Annotated in this window: 9 protein-coding genes; 5 read left to right on the forward strand and 4 right to left on the reverse strand. The window is 68.0% G+C overall.

Annotation, left to right across the window (positions count from 1 at the left end):
- Positions 1–1,081 precede the first annotated feature (1,081 nt).
- The 5 genes from PUR26_RS01295 (at position 1,082) to PUR26_RS01315 (ending at position 8,118) form a co-directional block, all read left to right on the forward strand.
- Positions 1,082–2,362 (forward strand): hypothetical protein, encoded by a 1,281-nt coding sequence (locus tag PUR26_RS01295; RefSeq protein ID WP_329868345.1) that lies wholly within the window; start codon positions 1,082–1,084, stop codon positions 2,360–2,362.
- Positions 2,359–2,919 carry a hypothetical protein gene (locus PUR26_RS01300; RefSeq protein WP_329868347.1) on the forward strand — a complete coding sequence of 187 codons (561 nt, stop codon included), beginning with the start codon at positions 2,359–2,361 and terminating at the stop codon, positions 2,917–2,919. The genes PUR26_RS01295 and PUR26_RS01300 overlap by 4 nt, the downstream gene beginning before the upstream one ends.
- A gap of 3 nt (positions 2,920–2,922) precedes the next feature.
- Positions 2,923–3,567, forward strand: a complete 645-nt coding sequence (locus tag PUR26_RS01305; protein ID WP_329868350.1) for a hypothetical protein — start codon at positions 2,923–2,925, stop codon at positions 3,565–3,567.
- Positions 3,564–6,671, forward strand: a complete 3,108-nt coding sequence (locus PUR26_RS01310; RefSeq protein ID WP_329868351.1) for a hypothetical protein — start codon at positions 3,564–3,566, stop codon at positions 6,669–6,671. Before PUR26_RS01305 ends, PUR26_RS01310 begins: the two co-directional genes overlap by 4 nt.
- Before the next feature lie 169 nt (positions 6,672–6,840).
- Positions 6,841–8,118 carry a Wadjet anti-phage system protein JetD domain-containing protein gene (locus tag PUR26_RS01315; RefSeq protein ID WP_329868353.1) on the forward strand — a complete coding sequence of 426 codons (1,278 nt, stop codon included), beginning with the start codon at positions 6,841–6,843 and terminating at the stop codon, positions 8,116–8,118.
- Between the two features lie 229 nt (positions 8,119–8,347).
- On the opposite strand, the gene PUR26_RS01320 is transcribed toward PUR26_RS01315, so the two are convergent.
- From PUR26_RS01320 to PUR26_RS01335, 4 genes are all read right to left on the reverse strand, one after another.
- Positions 8,348–10,807, reverse strand: coding sequence for a Helicase associated domain protein (locus PUR26_RS01320; RefSeq protein ID WP_443076928.1), 2,460 nt, complete (start codon positions 10,805–10,807; stop codon positions 8,348–8,350).
- A gap of 156 nt (positions 10,808–10,963) precedes the next feature.
- Entirely contained in the window at positions 10,964–11,593 is a 630-nt protein-coding gene (locus tag PUR26_RS01325) for a hypothetical protein (RefSeq protein ID WP_329868354.1), read from the reverse strand.
- The gene (locus PUR26_RS01330; protein ID WP_329868356.1) at positions 11,590–12,591 is read right to left on the reverse strand and encodes a RelA/SpoT domain-containing protein; all 1,002 of its coding nucleotides are present in this window, start codon (positions 12,589–12,591) and stop codon (positions 11,590–11,592) included. Before PUR26_RS01330 ends, PUR26_RS01325 begins: the two co-directional genes overlap by 4 nt.
- A complete protein-coding gene (locus PUR26_RS01335; protein ID WP_329868357.1) occupies positions 12,572–13,711 on the reverse strand; it encodes a nucleoid-associated protein in 1,140 nt (379 codons plus the stop codon). The genes PUR26_RS01330 and PUR26_RS01335 overlap by 20 nt, the downstream gene beginning before the upstream one ends.
- Positions 13,712–13,937: the final 226 nt, after the last annotated feature.

Below are 13,937 nucleotides of genomic sequence, written 5' to 3' on the forward strand. Positions count from 1 at the left end.
CCCGCGGAGCGGGTAAGAAGCTGCTGCGCAGCTTCCCAGCGAACACCCCCGCTTCGCGGGGGTGTTGAACAACACAACGCTTCGCGTTGTGAGTTGGGAAAGTGAGGCCGGTCCGCGTTGCGGACCGGGGGCTCGGCTTCGCCGAGTTGTGTTGTCTCCGCTTCGCTCCAACAACACGGGGCAGGGGCGCTGCGCTTCCCTGCCCTGGGCCTCTCCGGCTTCGCCTTCGAGTCCTGGCCCGCTTCGCGGCCCAATGGCTGGCAGCAACAGGGGCACGGGCGGTGCTTCCTTAGTCGAGAACTTTTGGTGAATCCGGATCTCGCGCTCATACCTTCTCTGAAGGCTCTCCGCGTGGTCTCTCGCTGATGCCGGCGGCCCGGACTGGAACGTGCCGCTGCCCCGAGGGGTATGGGTCGGGGCACGCACCCGTCTCCAGAGGCGCGTGTAGGGCGGTCCCGCATACGGCGCAGTGGGCGAGGTAGAGCGCGGAGGCGGGACTGTGCGTGGGGGCGGGGGTGGCGGTGTACTCGTGCTGCTCGATGACGGTGATCAGGCGGGGCCAGGGGGTGGGGCAGAGGCAGGTTTCCTGGTCTTGGGTCAATGGGCCTCCTTGACAGGTGACTTGGCGGTGCGCCGGTTCGGGTCCCGGCGGACATCTCGAGCTACTTCGATGATCTCGTCGTGGGCACCGCGCCGCGGTCGGACGAGGCACTAGCTGGCGGGGCGCGTCATTCCAACGGTGCGCTGTTCCCCGTGCTGGTTGGGTCTCGGCTCAACAGCCTGAGAGTCGGCATGTGGAGGTGCCTGTCACACTCGAAGACGCTCGCAGTGCGTGGCAGAGCCGTACGGGACGACGTCCTCTGTAGGCGTGGCTCGGCGGCGGGCGTCCGCCGGCGCCGTCAATGTGTGCCGGCCCGGCTTGCCGCTCAGGGCGGCGGAGTTGTGCTATTTGTGCCGTCCCTCACTGAAGCGAGGGAAGTTGGGAATGCGGCAGCGGTGAATCCTGTCAGCGGATAGGTTCTATCTTCCTGGAGCGAGGGCTGGGTGGGGTCATGCTCAGGGGGGTGTCTTGCCTACAAGAATGAGCGGGGGCGAGCAGGGTGATCTGTTCGCCGATGTGGTGGCACCCGACGGTGGCGTGTCGATGGAGCACGTACGGCCGTTCATGGCTCCCGTGGCCGCCGACGTGGCTGCGGTGACAGAGGATCCCCTGTCGCTGCGGCTTGCCGAGGCGATTCATGACGCCTTCGGCGATCTGGCTTCTGACAGGGGCCTGACCCGGTCGGAGATCGCGGCGGCATGCGTGCCGTTGGTGCCGGAGGAAGTGTTCAACAGTCGGTTCAAGGTCTTCACGGGGTTAGGTCTGCTCAGGCAGCGTCGCGGAAAGGCGTATGAAGGGCGTTATGTCTTCAACCCGACCAGCGCCGCGGCTCTGCTGGTTTTCGAACGACTGACGGAGGCCGGCGGCGTCGAGGAGATTATGACGCTGCTGGATCGGGCTCGGGACGACCTCCAGAAGGGGCTATTGAGCGAGCAGCAGCTCGCGGCCAGACTGCTGCGGGCGCGGCGTAGTCTGGCGATCCACACAGGCCACCTGCTGGAACTTGTGCACTCCAAGACCATCGAGGAGCTCGAGAAGGAGCGCCACCACCATCGGTCCGGGGCTCCGCTCCTCGACCATGCGCACCTGCTCGTCGATGCGGTCAGCAGCCGCTTCCCCGCACTGCGGGCGTCCAGTACCCGGTTGATCGACGAAGCTCTGCGCTATTCGGCTGCGGTGGAGGAGTTCTTTGACCGGCTGCTTCAACAGGCTCGTGCGCGGCGGGACTTCAGCATGCTGCTGCCCGAGCAGTATGTCTCGGCCGCCCGGAGCGCTTCGGTGGACGCGCTGGCGGACGTGTTCGCCGGCGTGGTCTTCGATCCGGCTGGCGCGGAGATCACGACCGCCCAAGTGCTGATCGCGGCGCAGGAGCGGCGGCCCCCGCCGCCCCGCAGGCGTCCGGAGCGTCCTGCGGCTCTGCCTCCCGGCCCCGACCCGGTGGAGATGGCCCGCCGCAGGGTGCAGCAGATGCGCAGGCGACGGGCGGCGGCGGCCGAGCAGCACCTCCAAGGCCGGCAGGAGGCCGACCCGACGGACGTGCTGCGCGCGTGGCCGTGGCGGTCCGCGATCATCGCTGTGGTCGACCTGCTGCAGGCGTCGGCGGACCCCGCCGTCCCCTTCTTCGTGGATGTCGGCCACAGCGTCCTCGTGAGCTCGGACGGCCCCGTCAGCTACGCCTCTCCCCTGGTGCTGTATCGCGTCCCCGACGACGTGTCGCAGGCCGGGGGCGAGGCGTCCTGGGCGCAGGAGGACCCGGCGTGAACGAGGCTGCTTATCTGCTGGCGCGGGCGCGTGCCTCTCGGGTGTTCGCCAGCCTGGCCGGAGTTGGCGACCGGGCCCTGCTCGAGGACGCTGCCGAGATGGTCGAGCGGCGCTTGGTACCGGTCCGGCTGCCGGACGGCGGGCGCGGTGTCATCGTCCGCTGGGCCCTCGATGTGGAACCGGTCAGCGGGATCACCTGGGATGCCGAGACGCACCGGGCGGCGACCCCCACGCAGTTGCTGGTCCTGGGAGCGGCACTGCGCCTGTGTTGGCCGGATCCGCAGCAGCGTCTCTATCCGGGAGAGGCGGTCACAGAGGAGGACGTGCTCGCGGCTGCGGCTCCTGCGGACGGCTTGATGCCGGAAGATGTCGGGCCGGCCAGGCAGGCGGCGCCGTACCGGTATGCGCTGCGGATGCTGCGTGCATTCGGCTATTTGTCCGCGGATAGGGGCAACGGGATGGTGCGTCTGGGGCCGCTGGTGGCCGCGTGGGCCGAGCGTGACATCGACGAACTGCGGCGCGGCTATACGTGTCTGCCTGGGGTGGAGAGCGAGTAGGACGTGGAAGCAGTACTGCTGCAGGCGCTGTCGGAGCACCGCAGGGCGGACGTGCGGGCAGCGGTGTGCGCGGTGGAGACCGCCCGGCTGCCGGTACCGGCGGGCCGTTTCCGGGCCTTGGCGGAGACTGCACTGCGGATGGTGGTGGAGGAGGTCTTGGCCGCGTCGGGGCGTGCCCTGCTGGCGGTGGCTGACGGCTATTTGTCGGGCTATGAGGACACGGTGCGGCAGCGGCTGGCGGTCGAGGGCATCGGTGTCCTCCCCCGGGAGGACCGGGCCGTGCTCACCCTGGTGATGCTGCTCAGTGTCGCGGTCCCACGGTCGGAGGGCCGTGTCCTGCCGCAGACTTTGTGGACCCAGGGCATACCGGTGAGCAGAGAGCATCTGAAGCAGTCCTCGGTGGCGGACGGTGTCGTGGATGCGGCGCTCAGCCGTCTGATGGGGGCTGATCTGGTGCGCCGTTCCGCGGGATCGGGAGTGGTGCTCGGCCCGCAGTTTCTGCGGCTGACTCCCGCCGTGCAGACGGCGTTGTTCGAGCAGCTCGTGCTGCTGGCCGAGCCGACGGGTGCGTTGGCTGAGTCGATCAGGCGGCGCCGTGCGCAGACCACGAGCTGCACACAGGGCCGGGAAGAGCTGGAGGCGCGGTGAACGCGGAGTGGGAGGACGAGGGGCTGGGCGAGGAGACGCTTGCGGCGCTGGCCGAGCACCGCGGCATCGTCGGCGCCAGACACCTCGTCGCCGTGCAGACCTTCGACATCGCCCGCCTGACCACGCACGCGGTGCCGGTGATTCCCGACACCTTCGTCGCCGTGTCCGGCGTGGGTCCTCGTGAGGACTCCAACGGCTCTGGCAAGACGTCCTTTCTCATCGCCGTCTCGCTGCTTCTGGCAGACCCTCAGTGGCGGTTCGAGTCCAGCCACGGCAGCCACGCCAGCGGCATCCTGTTCAAGCCCGATGCCGCCGGAGTCGACCGTGCGCAGCAGATGCCGGCTGCCTCCCACGGCTATGTGGTCGGGGTCTTCGCTGACGACCCCAGTGCCCCTGCGGCAGGAGCGCTGACGGTGTGGGTGCGGATCGCGGCCTCCGCTCCCTACGTGCAGGCCAACTGGGTCGACGGCATCCATGTAGCCGATGCCCTCACCGACGCCGAGCGCGTCCAGCGGGCAGACGCACTGTGGCAGGAACTCGGCCCGAGTCGTGCGTTATCGGCTCGCCGCATGGCCGAGGTGCTCTACGGCAATGCGCCCCGTTGCCTGACCTACCTCGACACCCCGCTGCGCCCCGCGGTCCCGTCGCTGCTCAGTCAGCAACTCACCTCGATGAAGCCGCACGATATCGGGGAGGCCCTGATCGCGCTGTCCGGTATGTCCCATCTGCTGGAGCAGGAGAGCGCACGCCGCAGCAAGGCCTTGGAACAGACTCTGACGCTGCAACAGGTGCAGACGCAGCACGAGAAGGACGAGGCGGAGGCCGAGGCGACGATGCAGGGCGTGCGGGCCCGCGCCCAGGCGCGCGCCGCGCTCGAGGAGGGACAGCGTGCGTGGCAGCGTTTCCTGGCCGCGTCCTGTCTGCAGGCCTTTCAGAAGGAACATGCGCTGACGGCCGAGCTGAAGGATAAGCAGGAGCAGGTGCGGCTGGCGCAGCAGCGGGTCGAGAAGTCCCGGCAAGAAATGGACAAGCTGCAGGCAGACACCGAGGTCGCCGCTGCCGCTGCCGAGGCCCGCCAGGCAAGGTCCGACGCCCGCCAGATCACCGACGATGCCCGCAGCACGCACGCCGAGGCCGAGACCACGCGGAAACTGGCGCGCCAGGAGATGGCTCGTCTGCGGCCTGAGGCCGCGCTCTGGCGCGGGACGGAGGTGAAGGCGGCGCACACTGCGGTGGAGGCGGCCCTGGACGAACTGGCCGACGCTCGGCAGAAGGTCCGGGCCGCATGTAAGGCGGTCGAGGTGGCCGAGCAGGTGGTGGAAGCCGCCGAACAGGGCCGCAGTGGATCGGCGGGGCACGCCATCGAGGTCCTCGACGGCCAAATCGGTGCGGTGGGGCTGATGGACCAGCTACAGCTGGAAGAGGAGGCCCGCCCTGTGTGGGAGGGCCGGCTGTGGCCCTGGCGGGACGCCGTAGTCGTTCCTCACGGCCAGGCTGAGCGGGCCCGTACGCTGCTGGGCTACTTGCCGGGCGCGCTGATCGTCGAGGCCGACCCTGTAGATGCCTGCCCTCCCCTTCCCAAGGGAGTGCGCACCCGGCTGGCACTTGGTGGCTTTCTGGGCACGCTCGCCGAGCGCATGCAGGTACTCGGAGCCCCGGAGGCAGCCCGCGATACCGGGCTGTCCCTCACAGTCGTCGGCGGCTTCGACGCCCCGGTGGCCGGGCGGGCTGCACGGCTGGCCCAGGCCCGCTCTGCTCTGGAGCAGCACAGGTGTGAGGCCAGCACCGCGAAGGCTGGTGCGAGGACTGCCGAGGCGAAGTACGAGGGCGCCCTGATCGAGTACGAGGCCGCCAAGGCCGCGCAACGACTCGATGAGCTGAAGGAGCAGGACAGCGCTCTGGCCCTTGCCGTGGAAGCCGCCCACAGGGCCGTCGTGGATGCCTCGGCCAAGGAAGACACGCTGCAGAAGGCGTGGGAACGCGCCCACACAGCGCTGGCCACGCATGATCAGGCGAAAACAGTAGCCAGGAGGAACCTGGAGGCGGACCGCAGGGCACACACCGAACGGCGCACGGAGTACCAGGCACTCGAGCACGCCCGGGACCAGATCGCCTTTTCTCGTCGACTGCAGCTGTGGGGTGCCGGCGTCGAGGAGGCGGCCGCTGTCCTGGAGCTTCCCGATGTCACCTCCCCCTCCCCCAGGCTGGGGCCATTGCGACGCCAGGTGGAGCAGCAGGTGCGTATCGCCTACGAGCACTACGGTCTGCCGGGCGACGTCCCATCCGCTGTCGACGAGGACCTGCACCGCGCCGCAAGGCTGCGGGGCGAGTTCGCCGACGAGGAGGAGTCCGCCGTGCCAGGCGTCTTCTATGACGACATGACCTTGCCCCTACGGATCCGGCTGTCCGGGTATGCCGAAAGGGACCTGGTCACGGCAGCTCGCATCGAAGCCGACCGTGCCGAGCGGCAGCAGATCCAGGCGGATCTGGTTGAAGGCGCGGCCAACACGGCCCGGACGCTGCACACGCTGCAGGACATGATCGAGCGGCACCTCGACGGGCTATTGGAGGAGATTAGCCGGGCCTTCAACGAACTGGACCGCCAGCGCGGCGGAGACGGCGCGAAGCTGCAGATTGCCCGAGAGCGGCCGGAGGGGGCGCGGCCCTGGCGCTGGCACGTCACGCCCTGCTGGAAACGCTCCGCCCGTGGTGAACACGTGCCATACCGGACGAATGCCAACGGTGCGCAGGTCAAGGTGTATGCCATTCAACTGGTTCTGGCCGCCCTGCTCTCCGACACCGACACGCGCGGGCGGGTGCTGATCCTCGACGAGCTCGGCAACAGCCTGGGGGAGGTCAACCGCAAGGACATGCTCGCCTCGCTGCGGGATGTGGCCCGCCAACGGCATCTGACGATTCTGGGAACCTGCCAGGACAGCGTTCTCGTGGACGCAGCCGATGTCTGTGACGAGTTGCTGTGGTTCACCCATGCTTCCTCGTCCGACGCGTACAACCAGCCCACCCGCGCCTGGGGATATGACCCCGACGGCCAGCGTGTGGAACTGACCGCCGACTGGATCACCGCGGGACGGTCCCATGCCTGACGCGCCTCGGCCTCCCGGCCGGCCTCCACTACTGATCGGCGAAGCTCACGGCCGCCGCGAGGTCTGGCTGCGTGCCCTGCCCGCCGGAGTCGTCGCTGTCACGGTGCCCCGGACCAGTCGTGATGGCAGCGATGTCCGTGCGCGCGTGCCCGTCGACCGAAGGAAGCGGGTGAAGCCGGACCGGGTCGACTTGGTCGCCGCCGAACCGGTGGAAGCCTTCGACCCGCCGGTCGAGTTGTCCACCCGCGATCTGATCAGGGTCCTGACCACCGGCACGTACAAACGGTGGTCCACGATCGAGGCCGAGTTCGGAAAGGGCGACGCCGCCTGGCGCACAGCACTGTCGTTGATCCGCTGCGGCGCGGTCATCCTGCGTTGCAAGGTCGTCCAGACCACGGGTTTCGTCCCGGACAGCTGGCGGCTGACGCAGTCCTGGGCCGCCCTGCGCGAGGACAAGCTCGCGGAGCTGCGGGGCCACCCCGACCCGGTGCAACTGCATGCCGAACTCGTGCAGATGATGTCCCACGTTCCCGAGCTGTCCGCGGAGCAGGCTCTTTTGACCGCCACGCCGCCAGGCTGCACGCTCAAGGTTCCCTCCAGCAGTGCTGCCGGCACCGAGGACTGGCGGGTGTACGAGGTGGCGGTCAGAACGGCCGTCGTGTGGTGGCGTGCACGGTCGAGTCCGCAGCCGCTGACCGCGAAGGCACTGGCGGGCAAGGCGTTGCGTGATACGAAGAACCCGTGGACCCTGCAGCGTCGGCAGGCCTTCTCGAACCTGGTCGGTATGCCCTTCGACCAGGCCCTGGAAGGAAGCGAGACCGAACTGCGCATGCGCGGGCCACTGCGCTGGTGCGTCGGCACCGTCATCGCTGACGCTGCCGCATGCAGGCCATGGCTGGGGCTGCCCGCCCACGGTCTGCTCAGCCTCGGTCTGATCGAGAGCAACGCCATCGGCGTGCTCCTGATCGAAAACAAGGACGCCTTCGAGCAGGTCTGCAAGCTTCCGAACATCGCAGACCGGTGGTTGTGCGTGTGGGGAGCCGGCTACGCCACGCACGGTCTGGTCGCCTTCCTCAAAGCCATGGCTCCCCTGCCGGTCGCCGCCTGGCAGGACCTGGACGCCCATGGCATCCGGATCATCGCCAATCTCACCGAACGCACCGGCCGCTGCATCACTCCCGTGGGCATGGATGTCGACCTCTACCGCAGCGGAACCAAGTACCGTCAGAAACCGGAGAAACGAGCGGACAATCTGAAGCTCGCGACGGAGCTGTCCGTCAGCGGGCCGCTCGCTCTGCGCGCCCTGGCCGCCGAGATCACCCGCAACGGCGGGGACGGCTGTGAGCACGAAACCCTCTACGACGCCGTCCTGCCCTCGCTACCCGGCACGCTCGAGCGCATCGTCGGGAAAGCTGCAGTGCAGGCCGACACTGAGGACACTCGATGATCAGTCCATAATTGCGGTTACCGCAGCCGTCTTCACCCTTCAGCCAGCGCCGTTAGGTGGAGGAGCAGCGTTCCTCGCACGGTTGACCTGACGGGCCTGGACAGAACGCCGTCCTGAGTGGCCACAGCCAGGGCCTCTCGTTCAGCATTCAGGGCACCTCGTGCGCGGGTGAAGGACACCCGTCACACCGGACGCGCCACCCCGAACCCGCATGCCCGACGGCGAGCGTCTACATCAGGACGGCCGGGACGGCGTCCTCGATCGTCCAGTCCCCGTCGAAGAGGGTTGCGACCATGCGCGCGTCCGCTTCGGGGAGCTGGCCGGAGCGGTGCCTGTGGCGGGCCTTGGCCAGCCAGGCGCCAAGCTTGACGGTGTCACCGTCGACGCGGATGGTCTCGCGGGCGGCGGGGGTGCGGCCTTCGCGGTGCAGGAAGAGCTCCAGGAGCTGGACGGTCTGGGCGAAGGTGCGGCGGGCGCGGCGAGCAGGGGTGAGCGGGTTGGTCTCCAGGGTGAGGCCGAGGGCGGTCATCAGCTGGTGCTGGCCTGGATCAAGGGTTGCCCAGGTGGTGAGCTGACGGGTCAGCCAAGAGCCGATCTTTACGCCGGCAAGCTGGGTGTCGCGGGTGAGGGTGGCCGGGTCAGCGCCGGAGGCGAGGTGGGCGCGCAGCAGGTGGTATTTGCGGTGCCAGTCCGCGCCGTGCGGGAGGCGCCAGTCGGCGGCTAGGGCGGTGAGGGCGTCCGCGCGGGCCGCATCGAGGGCGTTCTTGCCAGCGAGATGGCGTTGTTCGGCGAGCCAGGCTCCGACGGGTGTGGTGGCGGGGGCGGCGAGGTGTCCGTGGGCGCGCAGGTAGTCGGCGGCCGCGGCTAGGCGGGAGCGCCAGGCGGCGTCGTGCTTGTCCCAGATCATGCCCAGGGCGTCGAGTTCGGCGGTCCAGTCGGCTTCGAGGCGGCCGGCTCGGGCGGCGTCGCGCATGGTGGTGATAAAGGTGCCCAGCCGGTAGCCGGTGGGGTCGGTGTAGTCGGCGGGGACGTCGAGGTGGCCGTACTGGTCGCGGTAGGACCGGGCGGCAGCGAGCCCGAGGCGGCGAGAGCGGGAGACGGCTGGGTCGCGGGGGTCGAAGGAGGCCAGGTCCATCGCCTGGGCGATGCGCTCGGGGTGGACAGTGAAGTCAAAGTGCCAGCGGCGTTGGATGACGTCGCTGGTCTCCTTGGGCAGGCGGTTGGCCTTGTCCGGGAGGCGCTCCATGATGCGGTGGTCGTGGCTGGCCAGTGCGCAGGCGATCGCCCAGACCGGTTCGTAGGCGGTGCCCAGGATGTTCTCAGCCTCGGCGCCGGGCGGGATGTAGACGGGGACGATCAGTGAGGCGGTCTTGCCGCTGACGTCCAGGCGCAGGGCGCGGCCGAGGGCCTGGACACAGCGCACGACGCTGCGGGTGGGATCGGCGAAGACGATCGCGTCCACGCTGGGGATGTCGACGCCTTCGGCGATCAGGCGGGAGTTGGCGAGGATCGCCCAATCGGCGGTGCGGAACTCAGTGAAGATGTCGGCACGCTGGGCGGGGGTGTGCTCGCCGTGCGCGAAGAGCAGCTTCGGGTCGATGCTGGGAGCGAGGCCGGGATCATTCTGGCGGAGCAGGCGCAAGGTGTGGGGCAGCTCGCGGGCGAAGCGGCGCGCGTCGGAGACCAGGTTGAAGTAGACCAGGACCTTCTTCAGGCCGTGCTCGGTCATCGCGCGCAGGACGGCCAGGTGCAGGGCGGTGGTGCGCAGCACGCCGTCGTCCTTCCCGTCCTCGCCCGGGGTCGCGGAGGCGGGGGCGGGCAAATTCAGGCGGCGGCGCAGGTCGGTGTCGGTGAGGGTGGGCACCACAATGCGGTAGTCCGCCGCCCGACCGTCGGCGACCGCCTGCGCCAACGGGTACTCGAAGACTTTCTTGCCGTAGACCGCCTCGTTGTCCATGGAGTTGGCGAATGCGTCCAGCTCCTCGCTTGTCGGGCGCCGGCGGCGTGGGCGGGTGAGGTCGGCGGACTCCGCTAGCTCGGGAGCGGCGAAGATACGGGGCGTGGCGGTCATGTAGAGGCGGCGATGCGCCCGGATCCGCTGTGCGTCATTGACGAGGGCCCACTTCTTGTCCGCGCGGCCCGCGATCCGGTGTGCCTCGTCCATGACCGCGAGGTCGAACGGCGGCACCGCGTACCCCGTGCGCTGGGTTTGTTCGATCTTGTTCAGCGAGTCGTAGGTGCAGATCACCGTCAGGCCGGGCAGGGCATCGCACCCGGTACCGACAGCGGCAAGCAAGGAGGCCAGGAGGCGGTAGTCGGTGATGGAGGCGATGTGTTGCGCGCTCAGGACGTCATGCGCGGCCGCGTCCATGGAAGAGACGATGACGAGGGGCCCGTGGTGGCCATCGCGGCGCAAGGCGAGGGCGGTCTGCGCGGCCAGGTCCAGGGTAGGGACGACGAACAGCACTCGGTTCGCAAGCTGGTGCGCGGCGCGGCTGGCGACAAGCGTTTTGCCGGTGCCGGTCGCCGCCACATACAGGCCGCGGGTGCCGGTCCGATGGAGATGCTTCAGAATCCTGCGGAGCGCTTCGTCCTGGTCCTTGTGCAGCGGGAGAGGCTTGGGCCGTCTGCGGCGTGACGGTGGCTCCAGCCCCAGTGCGGGTAGGTCCCGGGCAGTCAGCGGCTGCAGCTGATGATCGGGGTCCGGGAGTGGGGGCGGTTGCATGCAGGTCTCCGGGCGTGCGGGGCCGACCATGGCGGGAGCGTCATCCGATTCTGTCAGTTCTCCCCCGCCGTCACAGCGTTCTCTGCCTTCGCCGGGTGTGTGGTGAGTTCCGGCGCGCGATCAGGGAGTCTGCGGCACAGGTGCCGGGGGTTGGGAGGGCACGGTCGGCGTGGCGGCAGGCGCGGTCTGCACGGCCAGTTTGCGGTAGCCGGTGGCAGTGATGGTGTGCCACGACGCGTAGAAGCCGATTGTGGCCAGGGTTCCGAGCACAGTGGCCGTGGCGAGGAGTAGGGCGCGGTGCTCGACGGAGTACCGCACGAGTGCGAGGTCGGTGGCCAGGGTAAGCAGGATGCTGTTGAGGGCCCAGCCGCGGCAGATCCTCAGGCGGGAACGCGCGTAGTCGGCTCGGGCGACCAGAGCAGGGATCTCGGAGAGTTTCAGGCGCGCCTGGGCGTAGGCGGCGGACGTGGGGAAGAACTGGGTACGCAGTCTGCGACGCGCGGGGGCGAGGACGGTGTCGGCGACGCGGTCGATCAGGATGCCCAGAGCGTAAGCGAAAGCAAGAGCCGCACCGACCGCGAGGGGCGTGCCCGCCACGGGAGCCAGCCGATGGCTGTTGTCGGGGCCAGCGATGGCCGTGGCGAGGATGCCCAGACCGGTGAGGAAGCCGATGCCGACGACGAGGACCTCGACGAACATGGCGGTAGCAGCTACGACCGCGGAGGGCTCGGGCTGCGGCGGTCGGGTCACAGTTCTATCCCCCAAGCTTCTGCCATGTCGTAGAGCATGGTTTCGTCGAATGGGCCTTCGTTCCAGCGATCTACCAGGGTGAAGCTGTCGTGGTCGAGGCGTTCGAAGATGATCAGGCTTTCCGGTTGTGAGGCCAGTATGTAGCGGCCGTCTTGCAGGAAATGGTCGCTGGTCGGACCGAACTGCCGGTAGGTACGCTCCAAGCGCTCCCGCCATCGTTCGGTGAACGTCACCAGTCGGTAGCCGTAGTCGGTGATGTCACCGGACACCGTCTTCAGGAGTGTCTCGATGACCTCGTGGGACAGTTCTCTGTCGAAGGAGTGGTGGGCGAAGGTGCGGTAGATGCGTTCTGTCTCGGCGAGGAGCTTGTTGCCGCGGGTGAAGCCAGGGTGCTGTTCCAGCGCGTCCATCACCCGACCGATCTCTGCGTCATACAGCTCTACCAGGGCAAATGCACGGTACAGCGCACGACTGACATCGGAAGGGACCTGCAGGTTACCGGGGGGTTTGTAGGCGAGGCGGTGGTAGTCGTTGGCCCAGACGTCGACGACGGGGGTGCGGATCTGGATCTCGCACTCGTACGGCTGGTCGTCGGGGTCCTTGTAGCCGCCTACGACGGGAACCTGGACGTGCAGCCGGGGGTATTCGAACCGTTCCTCATGGCCGGGCAGCATGGTGCGGTAGTCCTGGACGACGCTGTCGTCCACGCCGAAAGTGTTCTTGACCAGAGACAGGGCGTCGTCGAACAGGCCGGGGTGGCGGACTGTCATCCGCACGCCGACCTTGTCGGTGACGTCCTTCCACGGGTCCTCATAGCGCTTGCGGTGGATCTTGGCTACGTAGCGCCCTACGTCTTTAGTGCGGTGCGTGACCTGGCAGTCGAGTCGGGCCCGGACGGTCCTCAGGCGCAGGTGGTCTGCGGTCTGCCGTGCTGCTTCCTTGATCCGTGGTTCTTCGGCGACGTAGCGGTGGAAGGCTTCATTGATCGTCAGTATCACGGCTGTCGTCCAGGCGGTCGGTTTCGGCGCTCTGCGCGGCGGGGGCCGTCTTCTTGGGTCGGCCTCCCGGAGGTGAGAAGCCGCGGGCTGCGGTGACTTCTCCGATCACGGTGGCTTTGGTTCCGCCCCCTTCCAGAGCCTCGAACGTCACCGTCTCGTCGACGGTGTCCAGCGGTGCGACGAGGAAGGCGCCGCTGGCGAAATTGACCTGCATCTTCTGCAGGCGTGCATCGATGAGCGTGGTGTCCTTGGCGAAGGTTCTGTCGGGGATGCCGTTCTCGGCGAGGTGCGTGAGGAACTCGTAGCGGTGGTCCCCCTTGAGATGCCGTCCGGCGAAGTCCCGGGGGTTAAGGTTCTCGGGAGCGCTCTTGAGTTCAGCCAGGACGGCCATGGTGTACTCGACGCGGGTGTGAGCGTCCGTCGGCTCGCTCAGACGAGTGTTCACCCATTTGAGGGCGACCTCGTGGAAGCGGCCGGTCATCTCGGCGGGGTCCTCCGTGAACGTGCATCCGAGGTAATTGTGCAGGAAGAAGCCGGCCATGCGCCTGTTAGAGCGCTGCCGGTCAGCGGCCCATCCCTGCAGCAGATCCGTCTCGGCTCCATCGGCTGTGAAGAGCGCGAGCTTGAAGACGTTGGCTTTCTCTGTGAACAGGAGGTCTGCGAAAAACTGGACGTCGAAGGTCCGCTTGCCCTCCTCACCGATGCGCCGCGCCTGCATACCGGTCTCCTGTTCCAACTTGACCAGCAGCAGGGCGCGCTGGCGGGCCAGACGGGCCGAGGCGACCACCAGCAGCCCGCGGGAGTTGACACCGGTCTGGCAGTCCTGAAGGTGGCGGGCCAGATGGCCGGATACCTCGAGAAGGTCTTGCTCGTCTGCCATAAAGTCCCTTATCCAGTCCGGGAGCGGGGACTTGGGTTCGGGATCTTCTGTCACTGAGCAGGCGTGAGAGTTCAGGATCTTGATCAGTCGGCGTTCCAGCGCGCTTTGGACCTTGTCCGTCAGTGAGCTGGCCTCATCACTGAGTTCGACCGTGTAGTCCCTGGGGTCGTTCCTTGGCCGGGTGGGCACCGAATGCACGATGACCTGCTCGATGACGAGTTCACCAAAATCCGTACGCATGTCTACCTCGGTATATGGCCAGGCGCCCCGATTGGCGGCGCCGGGGAGAGCCGCAGGCACGGGTCCCAGATGGGCCGCTGCGGAGAAGGATGCTCGTCCGGAACACCCAGAAAGCGCCGTGCACAGCACGCTCGCAGGCCGTGTTGCTCACGCTCTGTCATGAGTGAGCGTAGTGGCTGATAACACCTCGCGTCTCCCAAGACGTATATGCGTGACCGATTTTGCA

The organism is Streptomyces sp. SP18CS02 (genome assembly GCF_036322365.1).
GTDB lineage: Bacteria > Actinomycetota > Actinomycetes > Streptomycetales > Streptomycetaceae > Streptomyces.